We start from the raw sequence: 17,754 nt of genomic DNA on the forward strand, positions 1-17,754 counted from the left end.
CAGCCGGAAGACAGCCCGCAGCGGCTTACCAAAGACCGGCTAACGGCGCTGCGCGTCGATCACGCCTGCTACCTCGCGGATCAGCGAGATCGCGCGCTGCAATTGCGTGACACTGCCCACTTCCATGGTAAAGCGCATATAGGCCGTCCCCTTTTTGGTCAGCGTATTGACCGCGGTGACATTGAGCTTCTCCCGCGACAACACCTCGGAGATGTCGCGTAACAAGCCTTGACGATCGATGGCCTGGATCGCGAGATCGACCGGAAACACCGCCTGGCGGCTGTTATACGCCTGCTCGCCCCACTCGGCGGGAATGACGCGCTCCGGATGCCGGCTGGCAAGTTGCTGGAAATCGCGGCAATCCACACGGTGGATGGAAATGCCGCGGCCGCGGGTCACAAAGCCTTCGATGGCATCCGGCGGCGCCGGTTTGCAGCAACGCGACAGCGAGGTGAGCAGCTTGCCCACTCCGACGATCAACACTTTGTCGCTGGAGTCGCCCGAGCGGCTGCGTCCGACCACGATTTCCGGCTCGACCGCCGCCTCGGCGCCGGTGTCCGCTTCGCGCAGTGCCACCTGCACCGCACGCGGACCGATTTCTCCGCGGCCAGCCGCCACGAACATGGCCTCGGCGTTTTTGAAGCCGAGTTTGCCGGCAAGCTCCTCGATATTGGCCTGGGCGTGGCCGTCGCGCTGCATCTCGCGGGTGACGAAACTGCGCCCGCGAGCGAGCAGCTCTTCTTCTTCGAGCTGGCTGAAATACTGCTTGATCTTGTTGCGCGCACGGCTCGTGGTCACATAACCCTGACGCGGGTCCAACCAGTCCCGCGACGGGCCGCCTTCTTTGGCCGCGGTGATCTCCACCGTCTGGCCGCTTTCCAGCGCAGTGTTGAGCGGCACCAGGTGGCCGTCCACCTTGGCTCCGCGGCAGCGGTGACCCAGATCGGTATGCACCCGGTAGGCGAAATCCACCGGCGTGGCACCGCGCGGCAGGTCCACCACCCTGCCCTGCGGGGTCAGCACATAAAGGGTGTCGTCCAGGGCGGCGCGTTTGAAGCGTTCCAGCCAGTCAGCGGAATCGGCCACTTCGTCGCGCCACGATAGCAGGCTTCTGAGCAGGGCGATTTTTTCGTCATAGTCGCCGCCATGCCGGCTGCCTTCTTTGTAGCGCCAGTGCGCCGCCACGCCGAGTTCGGCATGGCGATGCATTTCATGGGTGCGAATCTGCACTTCCAGGGCGCGGCCATCGCCCGCCAGCACCGCGGTATGCAGCGACTGATAGTTGTTGCCCTTGGGCTTGGAGATATAGTCGTCGTACTCCTTGCTGATCGGCTGCCAGATTTGGTGCACGATACCCAGCACGGTGTAGCAATCGCGCACCTCGTCGACCAGTACGCGCAGCGCGCGGATGTCATAGACCTCGGAAAAATCGAGGTTTTTTTTGCGCATCTTGTTATAGATGCTGTAGATGTGCTTGGGTCGGCCATAGACTTCGGCGCGGATGCCCACCGCGGCAATCTCGCTGCGCAACCGTTCAATGGCCTTGTCGATGAAGCTCTCGCGCTCGACCCGGCGCTCATCGAGCATCTTGGCGATGCGCTTGTAGGTGTCGGGCTCGAGGAAGCGGAAGGAAAGGTCCTCCAGTTCCCATTTGAGTTGCCATACCCCCAGCCGGTTGGCCAGCGGCGCGTAAATGTCCAGACTTTCCCGCGCCACGTCCAAACGGGCGTCGTCGGGATGGGCGGCGTAGTAACGCAGGGTCTGTGTGCGTGAGGCCAGCCGCAACAGCACCACGCGGATGTCCTGCACCATGGCCAGCAACATCTTGCGCAGCACTTCGGCCTGGGTGCGCACCTCTGGCGCGCTGGCGGTGGCGGTCATACGGGTGATGAGGCGCAGACCGTTGAGCTTGCGCAAACCATCGACCAACTGCGCCACGAATTGGCCAAAATCGTCTTTCAGACGGTCAATGTCCTGGCCGAGCGCATCGCAGGCGGCAAACAGCAGCGCGGCGATACGGGTATCCGCATCCAGTCGCAAGGAAGCGCAAATCAACGACATGCCCAAGGCGTGCTGCCAGACCGGCTCCCCGGTACCCAATAAACGATCTTGGTAGAGATCCCGTGCCAGGGCGACCGCTTTTTCAAGCAAGGCGCGTTCGTTGTCGCTCAGGCCCTCGGCCAGTGTGTCGACAGGCAGCAGGGCGTCGTCCTTGGGCAGGGCATGTGTGACGGAAACCATGGCGCGGATTATCCCATAACCATCAAACCGCAGGCGCACAATGCGCACCTATCGCGCGGTGCAATGTGCCATCATCGGCGCTCACCACAACAACAACCCGAACGCTTCGATGAAACGCCTCTTCGCCAACCCCTATCTGCTGCTCACGCTCACCGCACTGTTTTGGTCCGGCAACATGGTCATCGGCCGCGGTCTGCGCGAAGCGGTGCCGCCGCTCGCGCTGGCGTTTTGGCGCTGGACCATTGCGCTGGCGCTGGTGCTGCCCTTTGCGCTGCCCAAGTTGCGCAATCAGTGGCCGATCCTGCGCGCTCACTGGCGGCCAATGCTGGCACTGGGGGTGCTCGGTGTGGGCTGCTACAACACCTTTGCCTACATCGCATTGCAATACACCACGGCCACCAACGCCACCTTGCTCAATTCCTTCATCCCGATTGCCACCATTGCGCTGGCCTTCGTGCTGCTCGGCAAACGGCTGACCCGCAGCGAGGCACTGGGCGTGGCGGTTTCGCTCGTCGGAGTGACAAGCATCGTCAGCCACGGCGAGCCCGCCACTCTACTCGCTTTGAGCCTGAATACCGGCGACCTGTGGATGCTGGGTGCGGTACTGGTCTGGGGGCTTTACACCGTGGGTCTGCAGTGGCGTCCGCAGGGGCTGGACCCGATGGTGATGCTGTTTGCCTTCACCGTCATCGGACTGGCGGCGCTCGCGCCGTTTTACGCCTGGGAACTGGCCGGCGGGCGCAGCATCGATCTGCATGCCGGTTCACTGCTGGGGATTTTATACACCGGCATCTTTCCGGGCTTTCTCGGTTATGTGTTCTACAACGCCGGTGTGGCTGCAGTGGGGCCGGCGCGCGGGGCCCTGTTCATCCATTTGATGCCGGTATTCGGCACCCTGCTGGCGGCCTTGTTCCTTGGCGAACGGCCGCACGGTTACCACTTTGTGGGCATCGGTCTGGTGTTTGCCGGCATTTTTCTCACCATGCAAAAACGGTCGCGCTGATGCTGGGTTGGCTGCGCCGTCTGTTCGTCCAACCGGGCAATCCACCCACCGTGGCCGAGCCGCTGTGGCAAGAGGTGGAGCGCCGTCTGCCCTTCCTGAACTTTCTGTCCATCGCCGAGCGTCAGCGTCTGCGCAGCATGGCGATCGAGTTTGTGCGCAAAAAACAGTTCTACGGCGCGCACGGTTTTGCGGTGACCGACCGGATCATGCTGGAAATTGCCCTGCAAGCCTGCCTGCCGGTGCTCAACATCGGCTTGCAGGCTTATCGCGGTTGGGTGGGCATTGTGGTTTATCCGGGCGAGTTCGTCATTGCGCGCCAAGTGATGGACGAAGACGGCGTGATGCACGAGTACGACGACCCGGTGCTAGGCGAAGCCTGGGAGGGCGGTCCGGTGTTGCTGTCATGGTTTGACGAAGCTCAGGCCCCGCACGGCGTCAACGTGGTCATCCATGAATTCGCCCACAAGCTGGACATGGCTAACGGCGCCGCGGACGGTTTTCCCCCGCTGCCGCCGCAGATGTCGCGCACCGCCTGGCGCGAAGCCTTTAGCGTGGCCTTCGAGCACTTTTGCGAGCAGGTGGAAAAAGGCCAAGACACGGTGCTCGACCCCTACGCCGCCGAGCATCCGGGCGAATTTTTCGCCGTGGCCGTCGAAAGTTTTTTCCTCGATCCAAATGGGCTACGGGACGCTTTTCCTGCGGTCTATGACCAGCTTGCCAGCTATTTTGGTCTGGATCCGGCAAACGTCAAAAAAGCCGATCAATCTTTGCGCTGAAGCAGGCGCGCAGCAGCGCAGCCGCCCCCGCCGGTGTCCGAGCTGAGCGTATTCGAGCCCGCACGGCAGGGCCGAGGCGGGGTTCATCGGGCGACACCTGCAAAACATTGCTGATCGATGTCGGCCGTTTTGCAAAAACATTTCACCCAATGAAACAATCGCCGCTTTGCAGCCCTCCGATTGGCTGTCTAAGCTGGAACCGTCACCCTCGCGCACACCCATCTGCCGGGCGCGTGGCGCAGCGGCGACACCGACGCGGATCAGCCAACACTTGGAGGATGTCCCATGACCATTACCTGGATTCTGGTTGCCAATGCCAGCTTGTGCAGACTGTATGAAAACCTCGGCCCCAAAAAGGGGCTCAAGCTGGTCAAGGAACTGATCCATCCGCAAAGCAGGCAGAAAAACGCCGAACTGGTGTAACCGTCCGAGCGACCCCGTTCCCCGGCGGTGCCGAGGGCTTCAGAGGTCGACGACGTGCCTGAGCAGTCCGAACGACACGCGCCAGCCGGGCTCGTTCTCGCAGTCGACGCTGGCCGTCTTCTGATTGATGCGCACGATGGTGCCGATGCGCGTCTGCAGATGGCGATCCTCGAAGCTGACGCGATCGCCGACGCGGAAGTCCTCGCGGGTGGGACGTTGGGCGGGCTTGGCGGTTGGCACCTGAGGCGCGGCGCGGCTGTCGGCAGGGAGTTCGATCGCTGCATAGGGCAGCGTCCAGGTCGCACGGGTGGCGTCGTCCTGCACCGTGACTTGAGTGTCCTTCATCGCCACCACGGTGCCGCTTCGCAGTTGCAGTGCGGCACCCGGGGCTTTCCCGTCCACGAAACGCACCCGTTTCCCCAGGTTCAGATGCAGCCGGATCTGCACGATCCGCGACGGATCCGACATCAGACGCTCGATCACGCGCGACAGGTGGAACAGTTCGAGCGAGCTTGCGCGGTTGAGGGCTTCGAGGGTGGCGGGATCCATCAGGGCGCGGGCTTCCAGTTCATCGGCAGCAGTTCGTCGAGCCGGTCCATGCGGTGGCCGGGCAGGCGCGTGAGCACATCCTTCAGGTAGGCGTAGGGCTCAATGCCGTTCAACCGCGCCGTCTCGATCAGCGAGAGTGCCACGGCGGCGGCCCGTCCGCCACGTGGACTTCCGGCAAACAGCCAGTTCTTCCTCGAGATCGCCACCGGCCGCATCGCCCGCTCGGCGGTATTGTTGTCCGGCGCGAGCAGGCCACTGTCGGCAAACACGGTGAGCGCTGTCCAGTTCGACAGCGCGTAGGCAAACGCACGTCCCAGCGGCGAGCGCGGCAGCAGCGTCGGCTGGTGATGGGCGAGCCAACGGTGGAACGCGGTCAGCACCCGCCGGGTGCGCCCTTGGCGCACGCGCAGGCGTACGTCCGGGTCGGCCTCGGCCAGGCGACGCTCGATGCGGTAGATCAGCCCGATGAAGCGCAACGCGTCATCGGCCAGCCCGGGCGGCGCCCCCTTGGGGGCGGCCTTGATCACATCGAAGAACTTGCGCCGCACATGCGCCCAGCACGCCACATGGGTGACGCCCTCGCGGAAGCTGGCGTGGTAGCCGCTGTAGTCGTCGGCCTGCAGGTAGCCGCGCCACGCGCCCAGGATCCGGCGCGGATGCGTCCCGGATCGATCGGCCGTGAAGTCGTAGAGGGCGGCCGGAGCCACCTTGTGCCACTGACCCTCATCGTCCTTCTGTTGCCCGCCGGCCAGATAGACCCACATCCGGGCGGTGATCGTCTTGCCGGGGGCCTGAAGGGCCAGCGTGGTGTCGTCGGTGAAGATCACCGGGCTCGAGAGTACGTGGCGCTGCAGGGCCGGCATCAACACGGCGAGCAACTCGGTCGCATCGAGCACCCAGTCGCACAGCGTCTGACGTGACAGGGCAACGCCTTGGCGCGCAAAGATCCGCGACTGTCGCGCCAGCGGGCAGTGATCGAGGTATTTCGACACCATCACGTGGGCGAGCAGCCCGGCGCCGGCGTTGCTCCTGAGCAGCGGCGAGCCCTGGGCCGTAGCAGTGCGCACGGTACTGCGGCCGTCGGCGCTCTCGCAGCGGTACTTCAGGCGCACGTTCTGGATCACTTCGAGCCGGGCGGGGATGTACTCGAGCAACTCCGAGACCTCCTCGCCGATGCGCTCGAGCGAGGCGTAGCCGGCCTTCTCGGCATCGGAGAGGTCGTGCTCGACGCGCCGGCGCGGCAGATCCGGGCTGATCGCCGGCCGCCCGCCCTTGCGCCGGGTGTGAGCGCCGACCTCGCGCCGCTCCTCGGCCGGCACAGGGAACTGTACTGGGTCGGACCACAGTTCTGCCTGCCCGAGGTGGATCACCTCGCTGCGCGGCCCGAACAGGCGCCGCCGCAGCTCGACCAACTGGTGACGCAGGGTATCGAGCTGGGCGTCGAACTGCGCACGCATCGCCTGCATCTGCTGCCCCAGCTCGAGCACCAGATCCTGCAGCGGAGCAACCTCCGTGGGCAGGCTGGCGCGATCGATCGGGGCAGGCAGGTTCATGGGCCATGAGCATGCCAGCACCGGCACCTCGGGTGAATGCGGTGAATCACCGATTGCCCACGCGGCCGCGACTTACCCCACGACGCTGGCCGCCACCGGCGCCAGGCGGCGTGTCCGCGACAGATCGATACCATCGAGCCAGGCCAGCAACTCGCTCATCGCCAGGCCCTCAGCCGACAGCCGCGCGGGGTCGGTGAAACGCCCGCGCTCCAGGCGCTTGTACAGCACCCAGAACCCATGGCGGTCCCACACCAGCAGCTTGGCCTTGTCGCGGCGCCGACCGATGAACACGAACACCTGACCCGAGAGCGGGTTCATGCCCATGCAGCGCGACACGATCTGCGCGAGCCCATCGATCGACTTCCTCATGTCCACCGCTTCGCTATAGACGTGGGCGCGGATCGCCGAGGACAGGATCACGGCAGCCGCGCCAGCACGCGATCGAGCACCTGCCGCGCAGCCGCCCCGTGCAGGCGCAGCGTCATCGATTCGGGCAGCACGACTTCGATCTGCATCGCATCGACCTGCCCCGAGGAGGCTGGCTGCACGAGCGCGATGAACCGGCCGCCGGCTTCGCCCACTGCCGACCCTGCCTCGACAGCGGCCAGGCGGTTGATGCGGTGCCGGAACGTCGACAGCGCCAGGCCGGTGGCCTGGCAATACTGCGGAATGCTCAAGCCTTGCCGGCGCCGCTGCTGCTCATGCGAGCGCCAGAATGCATCGTCGCGATGCACGCGCCGCTGAACGCCCGCTTCGCCACGGTCCTGAGCCGGTGGTTCTTCCAGCGCCATCAGTCTGTCCTGCTCCATCATCGTCGCTCTCCTGAAGTGAATTCGGGAGCCGCAACGATCGGCGATTCAGCGCTGACCGGGAACTACGGGGTTGCTCGGACGGTTACGAACTGGTTACCGACCGACCCGGCAGCATGGCAGTCAATGGATCGGGCGGTGGCGCCAAACAGCCCCAAACCCTTCCGAAACAACATGAGGCAAAAGTCTTCGCTCAGGAAATTGCCCAGGAGCTCTACAAGGGGCGCTCCACCAATGCGTTCCGGCGTGCCATTCTGATCGCGCCGCCCGCCTTCATGGGCATGCTCAATGCCGTGCTGGACGGACCCACCGCGCAACTGGTTTCCGACCGCTTTGAAAAGGATTACACCAAGACGCCGGAACCGGTATTGGCCCAACGTTTGGCCGGCTGCATCTATCTGTAAAACCGTTTTTTCAAACGTCTCCCTTCAGGAGACGATGGGGCCGCCGCAGCGACGGCCCTGAAAGAGCCGCGGGGCGCTGGGCGCCCCGCTTTTCATTTTCCGTCCGGCCGATACGGAGCGCCGCGCACCAGGCGCACATGTTCGCGGTCGCGCCGATTGCCCGCACCGGTGACCGCGGTGCTGAAAGCCACCCCCCAAGCGGTGAAGTTCATGTTGCCGGGTGTCGCACTCCAGAATTTTGCCGCTGGCGTGGCCGGGAATACCGCCGACAAGATGGCCGGCTGGCGAAAGCGGCCTGCACAGGCGCCGCCCGCCCCCTCGGCATCGGTGGCAAAACGCTGGCCGGAAGAACACCAGGTAATGGTCAGCAGCTCGTCGCGGGTCGGCAGCCGCCAATCGCTGTATCCCGCAAATTCGAACGTTTCGGCCAGCCTCAGCGCAGCCTCCCAGTCATGGCGCTCGGCTTCGCCTGCGCAGGTCTGTCCCGTCCAATGCTGGCCGACACTGCAGCGCATCCAGGTCAGAGCGGTGGCTTGGTCGCGCACCAAGGTGCCGTCGCCTTGCGGTTCAAAACGGGCGATTGCGGCAAGTTCGCGCTCGGACGGCGCAGCGGTCGGCGGCTCGACCGAGGCGGAGGCGGCCACTTGAGCGGGGTCAGTCCCTTGCGGTCCGCAAGCTACAAGCGTTAGTGAGGCAATCGGAAAAAGCCCCAAATTTCTGCAAAGGCTCATAGAAAATCCACCAGTTTTGGTTCGCCCCGCCGCCATTTTGGCGGCTTTGGCTGCGTGCGCCAAAGCGCCGATCGGGCTCGTCATCCCGCGCGAGCCGCCAACAAGGCCACTACCTGCGCGGCAATGCCTTCGCCGCGGCCGGTAAAGCCCAGCTTCTCGGTGGTCTTGCCCTTGATATTGATCGCCGCTGGCGCGCAACCCAGATCCGCGGCGATGTTGGCGACCATCGCCGGCACGTGCGGCAGGATTTTTGGTGCGCGGCAGATCACCGTGGCGTCGATGTTGGCCACTTGCCAGCCCGCCGCTTCTACCTGCGCCCACGCCGCGCGCAGCAGCACACGGCTGTCGGCCCCGGCATATGCGCGATCGGTGTCGGGGAACAAGCGGCCGATGTCGCCCAGCCCCGCGGCGCCCAGCAGAGCGTCGGTCAGCGCATGCAGCAGCACGTCGGCGTCGGAATGGCCCAATAGCCCGTGCTCGAAAGGAAGGGTCACGCCGCCGACGATCAGCGGCCGCCCGGGTACCAAGGCATGCACGTCGAAACCCTGACCGATACGGAAGGCGAAGTTCATCGGGGTAAGCACTCTTTAATTGTCACGGTTTTGCAGAATCCACTCGGCCAGATGCAGATCCAGCGGATAGGTGACCTTGAGGTTGGTGGGGTCGCCTTGGATCAGCCGCGGATGCAGACCCGCGGCTTCGATTGCGCTGGCCTCATCGGTCACCCCATGGGTCGACTCCAGCGCGCGACGCAGCATCACGTAGCGGAACATCTGCGGTGTCTGCGCCTGCCACAGGCTGTCGCGCGGCACGGTACGCTGCACCCGGCGCTGGCCGTCGGCCTGCTTGAGCGTGTCGGCCACAGGTACCGCAAGCAGTCCGCCGACCTCATCATGTGCCAGTTCGCGCACCAGTTTGTCGATGTGCCAGGGCGCAAGGCAAGGACGCGCGGCATCGTGCACCAGCACCCAGTCCGACTGTTCCGCTTCGCCGGCGATTGCCCGCAAGCCGCCCAGCACGCTGTCTGCACGGCTCGCACCGCCGCAGAACAGCGGCACCAGCTTGGGACCGAATGCAGACCAGTCATGGCGCGCCCAATGCTTGTCGTCTACCGACAGCACGACGAACACCTTGTCGATCTGCGTGGCAGCGCACAGTACCGCCAGCGCATGATGGATCAGCGGGCGACCCAGCAAGGGCAGATACTGCTTGGGCGTGTCCGCCCCCATGCGGCTGCCGCTGCCAGCGGCAGGCACGATGGCGAAATGACGGGGACGAAAAGTCTGCATGGCGCGCGATTCTAGCCCGGAATGGCGCCGCCGCGGCAAAGCACGGCCTCGACGGCCCAAGCCGCTTGAATTAGAGTTGCCAAAATCTGACCGGTCTTCGAACACCCGCCATCCTGCACACCTCATGCCGTTTTCCGTTCCTTTCGATTCTGCCCAGGGTGAGGCCTTTTTGATCGCCATTGGCATTGGCCTGTTGATCGGCCTGGAGCGTGAACGGGTAGCCTCGGCGCGTGCCGGTTTGCGCACCTTTGGGCTGGTGGGCCTGTTCGGGGCGCTGACCGGTTTGCTGGGTCAGCATCTGCAAAGCATTGCACCGCTGGTGGTCGGGCTGGCGCTGGTGGGCACCATGATCGTTGCCGCCTACTTGCGTCACCCCGACCCCACCGACCCCGGTACCACTTCGGTAGCAGCCTTGCTGGTGTGCTTCTGTTTGGGCGCCGCGGTGTGGTACGGCTATGCGCAGATTGCGGTGATGCTGGCCGTGGGCACTACCGTGCTGCTCTACTTCAAGGCGCAACTGCGCGGGATCGCCACTCGCTTGGGGCCCAAAGACTGGATTTCCATTCTGCAGTTCGGCGTTCTGTCGCTGGTCATTCTGCCCATTCTGCCAAATGAGGAGTTCGGCCCCTTCGAAGCGCTCAATCCTTATCAGGTTTGGTGGATGGTGGTGCTGATCTCTGGCGTCAGCCTGGCCGGCTATGCCGCCCTGCAATTGGCAGGCGCCCGTTACGGCGCAGCCTTTGTCGGCGTCTTTGGCGGCTTGGCGTCGAGCACCGCCACCACCATGGTGTATGCACGCCAAGCGCGCTCCGCACCCGCGATGGCATCGATGGCGGCACTGGTGATCGTGCTGGCCAACCTGGTGATGGTGGTACGTGTGGGCATCATTGCCTCGGTGGTCGCGCCGGGCGTGGTGACGCATTTGCTGGGGATCATCGTTCCGGCCTTGGTGCTGGGCGTACTTGCCCTGGCGTGGAACTGGCGACGACTCGATGAGCGCGGCCAAGTGCTGCTGCCGGCAACATCCAACCCCACCGAGTTGCGTACCGCACTGGGCTTTGGTGCGCTTTATGCAGTGGTGCTGTTCATTGCCGCATGGCTGACCGAGATCGCCGGCAATCGCGGGCTTTATGTGCTGGCCGTGGTCACCGGCCTGACCGACATCGATGCCATCGCACTGACCAGTTTGAGGCTGTTCGCGCTGGACAAGCTGGCCTTGTCGCCCACGGTCATTGTCATCGGACTGGGCATGCTGGCCAACCTGGCCTTCAAGACCGGTCTGGCGGTGGCCATCGGCGGCCGAGCGCTGGGCGCAAAGGTCCTAGGCGGCATGGGCGCGGTGGCGATCGGGCTGATCGGCGGCATGGCCTGGCGTGCGCTCTGGGCACCGGGCCTATAATCGGCCGATCCAAGATCGGCTGTCCAAGTTGCCCCACAGGACCCGCTCATGGCCAACGCTTCGGTCAGCCCCCCTGCAGTTGCCGGCCTGTTCTACCCAGCCTAAACGCGAACGCTCAGCGCCCAGATCCAGAGAATGTTGGCAAGGCTGCTGCGTACGGCCGGCTTGGCGCTCGATCGGCTCGCGTGAGCTATTCGATGCGTCCCGAACCACACCCGCCAGGATTGGATCTGTCGGGATTCATCCTGTCCGTCTGAACTTCAGGCGGCAAGCCAGAAGAATGAAAATGCCGATACCCAATTCCAGCACTTCCTCGAGCGCGCCCGCGTGTAGGTCGATGACCGGATCCAGGACGATGCCCACATCGGCCAGTTTGCGACCCACGCCATCTAACAGGCCGTTGAAAAACTACTGCGGTGGGCCATCTGCGGCGTTGCGCGGTGCTCGCTTCCTCGCCTATCTATTTGATATGTCTCGGTCGCTGCGCTCCGTGCGCCTTGCATCTGGCCATCCTCGCTACGTTTTTCAACGGCCTGCTAACGCCTTGCTCGCCAACACCAGGAGAATCGCCATCGCCCAGCCCCAGGCCTCGACCGATCGTGCGTGCAATGCGCGTACAAAGCTCAGGCCATCGCGCCGAACGATGGTGACCAACACATACAGCGCCAGCGCGAGTACCGCGCCGCCGATGAGCTTCTGATGCAACGGCACCAGAGGCGAAAACAGAAACTTGCTTTTGAGTACTCCCACTTCGGTGAACCGTTTATCGAAATCCGCTTCGCGCATCGCAAACAGCACCATCAGCACCACATAAGGCCAGGCGCGAGCACGTTGCGCCCAGCTGAGCATACACGCAGCACAGACCAGGTAGAGCACCGCGCTGAGCGTCTCGATGAACCCGCCTTCTTTGAGCAACCAGATTCGCGCCGTCTCATCCAATGGCACACTCAACGCAAACAACAACCCCAGCCCAAGTCCGGTGATCAGGTAGGCACGCAGCGTCTGCTTTTCCAGCAAGGCATCGGAATACGTCATAAGTCCTCAAAACACCACGGCGCGCGATCGCATGACACCCCATCGCCCGCGATTCGACAAAAGCTGAGCTATCTACAGGAAGAGCCAGATCGATACAAGTCAAACCACCGTCGGTATTTTGTGCTGGCTACCGACTGCCTGCTCGATACTGTGCTAGGTTGAACGTTGACTAGAATAAATACCGAAATCCGACGCGCAGCGTTCATTTGAAGCGTGTTGCCTGACGCCATCTTAGCAATCGTTCTACCACCCCGCCCCGGATCGCCGCATGAAACTGCGTCACTCGTCGATCAGTATTCCCAGCGCCCAGGCATGGCTCGATGCCCTGCTATGCCACGCGCCCAATGTGCATGCACTGGCATTGATCGTCCAACCTTGGGCCACGCCGCCGGGCGCAGCGCGTGAAAATACATTGACCCAGACGCTGCACGCGGCCGGTTTCGGCACGCTCACGGTAGATTTACTGACCGCCCAAGAGCAAGCCCGCGACCCCGACGCCTGCTTCAATGTGCCGCAGCTTGCGCTTCGCATCGACGGCGTGCGCGACTGGATTGCGCATCAGCCCATGCTCGGCACCTTACAGGTGGGCCTGTTGGCTTCAGGCACCGCATGTGCCGCAGCGATTCGCGCCGCGGCACGCCACCCTGAGCATTACAGCGCGCTGGTCTGCCTGGGCGGCCGTGCGGACCTGGCTGGCACCAAACCGCTGACTTCGCTGGTCACACCGACTCTTTTCGCGGTGGATGAACAAGATCCGGACTTACCGATCTTGCGCCAAGCCTATGCACACTTGGTCTGCCAGCGCAGTTGGCAGCCGGTTGCCGCAACCGATGACCATCTCGACGCTGCCGGCACAGCCCGTCTGGCGGTCGACTGGCTGTTGCGCCATCCCAGAGCGCCGGCAGCGGATGCGGAAGCGATCGCCAGCGCGCACTGACGCTACCGATGATTGCCCCGCTCACCTTTGCCAACCGCTATGACTACTTCCCGTCGGCCGCGCGTGTCGGGGCGGATGAGCGCGGTGTTCGCGCCGACCCGGCCAACTCTGAGTCCGGGTCGGCCACGGGCGGGCTCAGTCCACAAGCGCGCCAGAAGGTGGCCGAACTGCAAAGGCGCGACCGCGAAGTTCGTGCCCATGAGCTGGCCCATGTAGCCGCAGGTGCCGGGCTGATCACCCGGGGCGCAAACTTCACCTATGTCACCGGACCGGACGGGCAGCGCTACGCAGTGGCTGGCGACGTGCGCATCGACACCTCCCCCGGCCGCACCCCGGAAGAGACGTTGCGACGCGCCGAACAAGTGCGGGCGGCCGCCCTGGCCCCCGCCGATCCTTCGCCGCAGGACTATGCCGTCGCCGCCGAAGCCGCCCGCATGGCCGCCGAGGCACGACAAGCGTTGGCTGCCGAACGCCGGCAGGAGCAAACGACGGAGGTATCGGGCAGCGCGCCGCTCACTGCAGCCACCGACAAGGCCAATCAGGCCGCGCGCTTTGCGCCCGCTGCGCTGAGACCCCAGACAATCGGGCGCCTCATCGATCTGTTCGCCTAGTCCGCGGCGGGCCTTCGCCTATAATTGCGCCCCTTCACGCGCCCATTGGCGCGCTTTTGCGCCTGACCTGCCATGTCTGCCAACCATCCCGACTGCCCTCCGTCCGTGGCCCCGCTTACGCTGCTTCCAGACCTTGCACCGGCGCGTGCCGGCCAGCGCGTGCAATTACCCGCATTGGCCGGATCGGCCGACGCGCTGGCCATTGCCCAGTTGGGCGCTCGTGAGGGCATGCTGCTGGTCATCACCGCCGACCCGATCGACGCCCAGCGCTTACTGGACGAAATCGCCTGGGTGGCGCCGCATCTACGCCTGCATTTGTTGCCGGACTGGGAAACGCTGCCCTACGACAGCTTCTCCCCGCATCAGGATTTGGTCTCCGAGCGCCTTTCGACGCTGTATGCCATGAGCCGCGGCGAAGCCGACGTGGTGCTGGTACCGGCCACCACCGCGCTTTATCGCATGGCTCCGCCCGCTTTTCTGGCTGCCTACACCTTTTTCCTGAAACAAGGCGAAAAGCTCGACCTGGATCGACTGCGCGCGCAAATGGCGCTGGCCGGCTATGCCCATGTCACCCAAGTGGTCAGCCCCGGAGAGTTTTCGGTACGCGGGGGGCTGATCGATCTGTTTCCAATGGGCGCGCAACTGCCTTACCGCATCGATTTATTCGATGACGAAGTGGAAAGCATCAAGACCTTCGACCCGGACACCCAGCGTACCGTCTATCCGGTCAAGGAAATCCGCCTGCTGCCGGCGCGCGAGTTTCCGCTCGACGACAAGGGTCGCGCGCGCTTTCGCAGCCGTTTCCGTGAAACATTCGAAGGCGATCCCACGCGCAGCCCGGTCTACAAAGACGTCTCCAACGGCATCGCCCCTGCCGGCATCGAGTACTACCTGCCGTTGTTCTTCGTCGAAACCGCCACCATTTTCGACTACCTGCCGGCCGACACCCCGGTGCTGCTGCACCATGATGTGCCGGCGGCAATCGCCGAATTCTGGCGTGACACCCGCTCACGCTACGATTTGCTCAAAGGTGACCGGACCCGGCCGGTGCTCGCACCCGAAGCGCTGTTTTTGACCGACGAAGCTTTTTTTCTTGCGCTCAAGGACCGCGCCCGCTTTCTGCTGCCCGCATTCAGCGCCGACGCCGACGCTGCGCTCGCCCAGCCGCTACCCACGGTGGCGGTCGATGGCAAAGCCACCGATCCGCTGCACCGCCTGAAGGCTTTTTGTGCCGGATTTGACGGACGTGTGCTGGTGCTCGCGGAATCGGCCGGACGCCGCGAGACCATGGCCGAGTATCTGAAGACCTACGACCTTCACTATGCGCCCAGTGCGGATCTGGCCGCCTTCGCCGCTGCCGACCAGCCGCTCGGCCTTGCGGTGGGCCCGCTCGCCACCGGTTTCATACTGCCGCATGCGCGCTTGGCCATCGTCACCGAGGCCGAGCTCTACGCTGCCGCCGCCCGCCCCCGCAGCCGCCGCGATAGCCGCCGCGCCGCCTCCGTGGAAGGCTGGCTGCGCGATCTGTCCGAACTCAAGCCGGGCGATCCGGTGGTGCATGTGGCGCATGGGGTTGGCCGCTACATGGGCCTGGTGCACATGAATCTGGGCGAGGGCGATACTGAGTTCCTGCACCTGGAGTACAAAGGCGGCGACAAACTGTTTGTGCCAGTGGCGCAGCTACATGTCATTACCCGCTACGCCGGCGCCGACCCGGACGCGGTCGACTTACACCGTCTAGGCTCCGGTCAGTGGGAAAAAGCCAAGCGCAAAGCCGCCGAACAGGTGCGCGATACCGCCGCCGAACTGCTTGCCCTGTACGCTCAGCGCGCTGCACGCCCTGGCCATCGCTTCCAATTCAAGCAACACGACCTGGACGCCTTTGCCGAGGGGTTTGGTTTTCAAACCACGCCGGATCAACAAGCGGCCATCGACGCGGTGATCGCCGATATGAAGTCGGGCCGCCCGATGGACCGTCTGGTCTGCGGCGACGTCGGTTTTGGCAAAACCGAAGTGGCGCTGCGTGCCGCCTTCGTCGCCGTGGCCGACGGCAAGCAGGTTGCAGTGCTCTGCCCCACCACCTTGCTGGCCGAGCAACACTGGCAGACCTTTTCCGACCGCTTTGCCGACTTTCCAGTCAAGGTGGCCGAGCTGTCACGCTTCAGAAGCGCCAAAGAACAGGCCGAGGCGCTCTCACAACTGGCCGAAGGCAAGGTGGACATCATCATTGGCACCCACCGTCTGCTGCAAAAAGACGTCCGCTTCAAGCGCCTGGGCCTGGTGATCATCGACGAGGAACACCGCTTCGGCGTACGTCAGAAAGAAGCGCTGAAAAAACTGCGCAGCGAGGTCGATATCCTCACCCTGACCGCCACCCCCATTCCGCGCACCCTGGGCCTGTCGTTGGAAGGGTTGCGCGACTTTTCGGTCATTGCCACCGCGCCTTCGCGCCGGCTGGCGATCAAGACCTTTGTGCAGCGCTGGTCCAAGGGCATCGTACGCGAAGCGGTGCTGCGCGAATTCAAACGCGGCGGTCAGGTGTATTTTCTGCACAACGAGGTCGACACCATCGAAAACATGCGCCACACGCTCGCCGAGCTGTTGCCCGAGGCGCGTATCGTCGTGGGCCACGGCCAGATGCCGGAACGCGAGCTAGAACGCGTGATGCGCGATTTCACCCAAAAACGCGCCAACCTGTTGTTGTGCACCACCATCATCGAAACCGGTATCGACATTCCCACCGCCAACACCATCATCATCAATCGTGCCGACCGCTTCGGTCTGGCACAACTGCATCAGTTGCGCGGCCGCGTTGGGCGCAGCCATCATCAAGCCTACGCTTACCTGCTCACCGATGCCGAGGCCAAGCCCACCGCGCAGGCACAAAAGCGGCTGGAGGCCATCGCCATGATGGAAGAACTGGGCTCAGGTTTCTATCTGGCCATGCATGATCTGGAAATACGCGGCGCCGGCGAGGTGTTAGGCGAGCAACAGTCCGGCGAAATCAAACAGGTCGGCTTTAGCCTCTACACCGAAATGCTCAAGCGTGCGGTGCGCGACCTGCAGGCCGGCCGCGAACCCGACCTCTCCCAACCGCTGGAGGTCGTCTCGGAGATCAACCTGCACACCCCGGCGCTATTGCCTTCCGATTATTGCCCGGATGTTCAGGAGCGCCTGACACTCTACAAACGCCTGGCCAATTGTGAAAACGAAGACGATCTACGCGCGCTGCAAGAGGAGCTGGTCGATCGCTTTGGCGACTTGCCGCCACAAACCCAGGCACTGATCGAAACCCACCGCCTGCGCCTGCTGGTCAAGCCCTATGGGGTTGTCAAGCTGGATGCTTCCGAAGCGCAGATCAGCGTGCAGTTCGGCCCCAACCCGGCGATCGATCCAGGCAAAGTCATCTTGCTCATCCAGCGCGATCGCAACACCCGCATGGCCGGTCCGGACAAGCTCATCCGTCGAGCGACCATTCCACAATTGCGCCAACGGGTCCAAGCGGTCAAAGAACTGCTGGAAGCGGTGCGTGCGGATTGAAAACCATCAGGCCGGGTGCCGGGTTTTTGTCGCCGGGTATCAAAAAAAATCCCACGCTGGCCGAAAACCGTGTATCGTGCGCCCTGCAGTCGATTCAAGCAGTAAGTTCTAGCGGTTTTCTAGCAGTACGTTCAGCCCTGAACGGTGTCGGTTCGAATTCCCTCGCACGATTCTTGATCGTTCCTGCGCCCGGGCGCTGTTGCCCAAAATTTTTTTATGGAACGCAAAAACATGAGCACCAAAACCGGTACCGTCAAATGGTTCAACGACTCCAAAGGCTTCGGCTTCATCACCCCGGAAGGCGGCGGTGACGATCTGTTTGCCCACTTCAGCGAAATTCAAGGCTCGGGTTTCAAGACTCTGGCCGAGAACCAGCGCGTCGAGTTCGAAGTCAAGACCGGCCCGAAGGGCCTGCAGGCTGCGAACATCCGCGCCATCTAAGCTTCACCGCTTA

At 63.7% G+C, this 17,754-nt stretch carries 17 protein-coding genes and 2 pseudogenes; 9 read left to right on the top strand and 10 right to left on the bottom strand.

Annotation, left to right across the window (positions count from 1 at the left end):
- Positions 1-39 precede the first annotated feature (39 nt).
- Complete coding sequence (locus DIE29_RS07690; protein ID WP_102041635.1) at positions 40-2,241, bottom strand: RelA/SpoT family protein; 2,202 nt, start codon at positions 2,239-2,241, stop codon at positions 40-42.
- Positions 2,242-2,350: 109 nt separating this feature from the next.
- Here DIE29_RS07690 and DIE29_RS07695 point away from each other — a divergent pair, with 109 nt between their 5' ends.
- From DIE29_RS07695 to DIE29_RS07705, 3 genes and pseudogenes are all read left to right on the top strand, one after another.
- A complete protein-coding gene (locus DIE29_RS07695; RefSeq protein WP_114650283.1) occupies positions 2,351-3,244 on the top strand; it encodes a DMT family transporter in 894 nt (297 codons plus the stop codon).
- Positions 3,244-4,020: a M90 family metallopeptidase gene (locus tag DIE29_RS07700; protein ID WP_102041634.1), complete on the top strand. Its 777-nt coding sequence runs from the start codon at positions 3,244-3,246 to the stop codon at positions 4,018-4,020. The genes DIE29_RS07695 and DIE29_RS07700 overlap by 1 nt, the downstream gene beginning before the upstream one ends.
- Before the next feature lie 285 nt (positions 4,021-4,305).
- Positions 4,306-4,440 (top strand): annotated as a pseudogene (locus tag DIE29_RS07705) (host attachment protein); the annotation flags it as partial.
- Positions 4,441-4,482: 42 nt separating this feature from the next.
- Here DIE29_RS07705 and DIE29_RS07710 read toward each other — a convergent pair.
- From DIE29_RS07710 to tnpA, 4 genes are all read right to left on the bottom strand, one after another.
- Positions 4,483-4,992, bottom strand: coding sequence for a hypothetical protein (locus DIE29_RS07710; RefSeq protein ID WP_043743033.1), 510 nt, complete (start codon positions 4,990-4,992; stop codon positions 4,483-4,485).
- Positions 4,992-6,545 (bottom strand): IS66 family transposase, encoded by a 1,554-nt coding sequence (gene tnpC, locus DIE29_RS07715; protein ID WP_114649551.1) that lies wholly within the window; start codon positions 6,543-6,545, stop codon positions 4,992-4,994. The genes DIE29_RS07710 and tnpC overlap by 1 nt, the downstream gene beginning before the upstream one ends.
- A gap of 72 nt (positions 6,546-6,617) precedes the next feature.
- Positions 6,618-6,965, bottom strand: a complete 348-nt coding sequence (gene tnpB / locus DIE29_RS07720) for an IS66 family insertion sequence element accessory protein TnpB (RefSeq protein WP_043743036.1) — start codon at positions 6,963-6,965, stop codon at positions 6,618-6,620.
- Positions 6,962-7,357: an IS66 family insertion sequence element accessory protein TnpA gene (tnpA, locus tag DIE29_RS07725; RefSeq protein WP_043743039.1), complete on the bottom strand. Its 396-nt coding sequence runs from the start codon at positions 7,355-7,357 to the stop codon at positions 6,962-6,964. Before tnpA ends, tnpB begins: the two co-directional genes overlap by 4 nt.
- Before the next feature lie 86 nt (positions 7,358-7,443).
- Here tnpA and DIE29_RS07730 point away from each other — a divergent pair.
- A pseudogene (locus DIE29_RS07730) lies at positions 7,444-7,758 on the top strand (host attachment protein); the annotation flags it as partial.
- 92 nt (positions 7,759-7,850) lie between these two features.
- Here DIE29_RS07730 and DIE29_RS07735 read toward each other — a convergent pair.
- From DIE29_RS07735 to ispD, 3 genes are all read right to left on the bottom strand, one after another.
- Positions 7,851-8,402, bottom strand: coding sequence for an Lcl C-terminal domain-containing protein (locus DIE29_RS07735; RefSeq protein WP_237269418.1), 552 nt, complete (start codon positions 8,400-8,402; stop codon positions 7,851-7,853).
- 167 nt (positions 8,403-8,569) lie between these two features.
- Positions 8,570-9,061: a 2-C-methyl-D-erythritol 2,4-cyclodiphosphate synthase gene (ispF, locus tag DIE29_RS07740; RefSeq protein ID WP_102041631.1), complete on the bottom strand. Its 492-nt coding sequence runs from the start codon at positions 9,059-9,061 to the stop codon at positions 8,570-8,572.
- Between the two features lie 15 nt (positions 9,062-9,076).
- Positions 9,077-9,778, bottom strand: a complete 702-nt coding sequence (gene ispD / locus DIE29_RS07745) for a 2-C-methyl-D-erythritol 4-phosphate cytidylyltransferase (protein WP_102041630.1) — start codon at positions 9,776-9,778, stop codon at positions 9,077-9,079.
- Between the two features lie 124 nt (positions 9,779-9,902).
- Between ispD and DIE29_RS07750 the strand changes: the two genes are divergently transcribed.
- Positions 9,903-11,177, top strand: a complete 1,275-nt coding sequence (locus tag DIE29_RS07750; protein ID WP_114649613.1) for an MgtC/SapB family protein — start codon at positions 9,903-9,905, stop codon at positions 11,175-11,177.
- A gap of 240 nt (positions 11,178-11,417) precedes the next feature.
- On the opposite strand, the gene DIE29_RS14590 is transcribed toward DIE29_RS07750, so the two are convergent.
- Both DIE29_RS14590 and DIE29_RS07755 read right to left on the bottom strand, forming a co-directional pair.
- A complete protein-coding gene (locus tag DIE29_RS14590) occupies positions 11,418-11,561 on the bottom strand; it encodes a hypothetical protein (protein WP_162860613.1) in 144 nt (47 codons plus the stop codon).
- A gap of 141 nt (positions 11,562-11,702) precedes the next feature.
- The gene (locus DIE29_RS07755; RefSeq protein ID WP_114649614.1) at positions 11,703-12,212 is read right to left on the bottom strand and encodes a hypothetical protein; all 510 of its coding nucleotides are present in this window, start codon (positions 12,210-12,212) and stop codon (positions 11,703-11,705) included.
- 268 nt (positions 12,213-12,480) lie between these two features.
- Between DIE29_RS07755 and DIE29_RS07760 the strand changes: the two genes are divergently transcribed.
- The 4 genes from DIE29_RS07760 to cspE all read left to right on the top strand — a co-directional run bounded on the left by DIE29_RS07760 (position 12,481) and on the right by cspE (position 17,741).
- Complete coding sequence (locus tag DIE29_RS07760) at positions 12,481-13,149, top strand: dienelactone hydrolase family protein (RefSeq protein ID WP_102041626.1); 669 nt, start codon at positions 12,481-12,483, stop codon at positions 13,147-13,149.
- 8 nt (positions 13,150-13,157) lie between these two features.
- Positions 13,158-13,760: a putative metalloprotease CJM1_0395 family protein gene (locus tag DIE29_RS07765; protein WP_102041625.1), complete on the top strand. Its 603-nt coding sequence runs from the start codon at positions 13,158-13,160 to the stop codon at positions 13,758-13,760.
- A 72-nt stretch (positions 13,761-13,832) separates the two neighbouring features.
- Positions 13,833-17,300 carry a transcription-repair coupling factor gene (gene mfd / locus DIE29_RS07770; protein ID WP_102041624.1) on the top strand — a complete coding sequence of 1,156 codons (3,468 nt, stop codon included), beginning with the start codon at positions 13,833-13,835 and terminating at the stop codon, positions 17,298-17,300.
- Between the two features lie 231 nt (positions 17,301-17,531).
- Complete coding sequence (cspE, locus tag DIE29_RS07775) at positions 17,532-17,741, top strand: transcription antiterminator/RNA stability regulator CspE (RefSeq protein WP_102043175.1); 210 nt, start codon at positions 17,532-17,534, stop codon at positions 17,739-17,741.
- Positions 17,742-17,754: the final 13 nt, after the last annotated feature.

The organism is Pseudothauera hydrothermalis (assembly GCF_003345255.1).
Classification (GTDB): Bacteria; Pseudomonadota; Gammaproteobacteria; order Burkholderiales; family Rhodocyclaceae; genus Pseudothauera; species Pseudothauera hydrothermalis.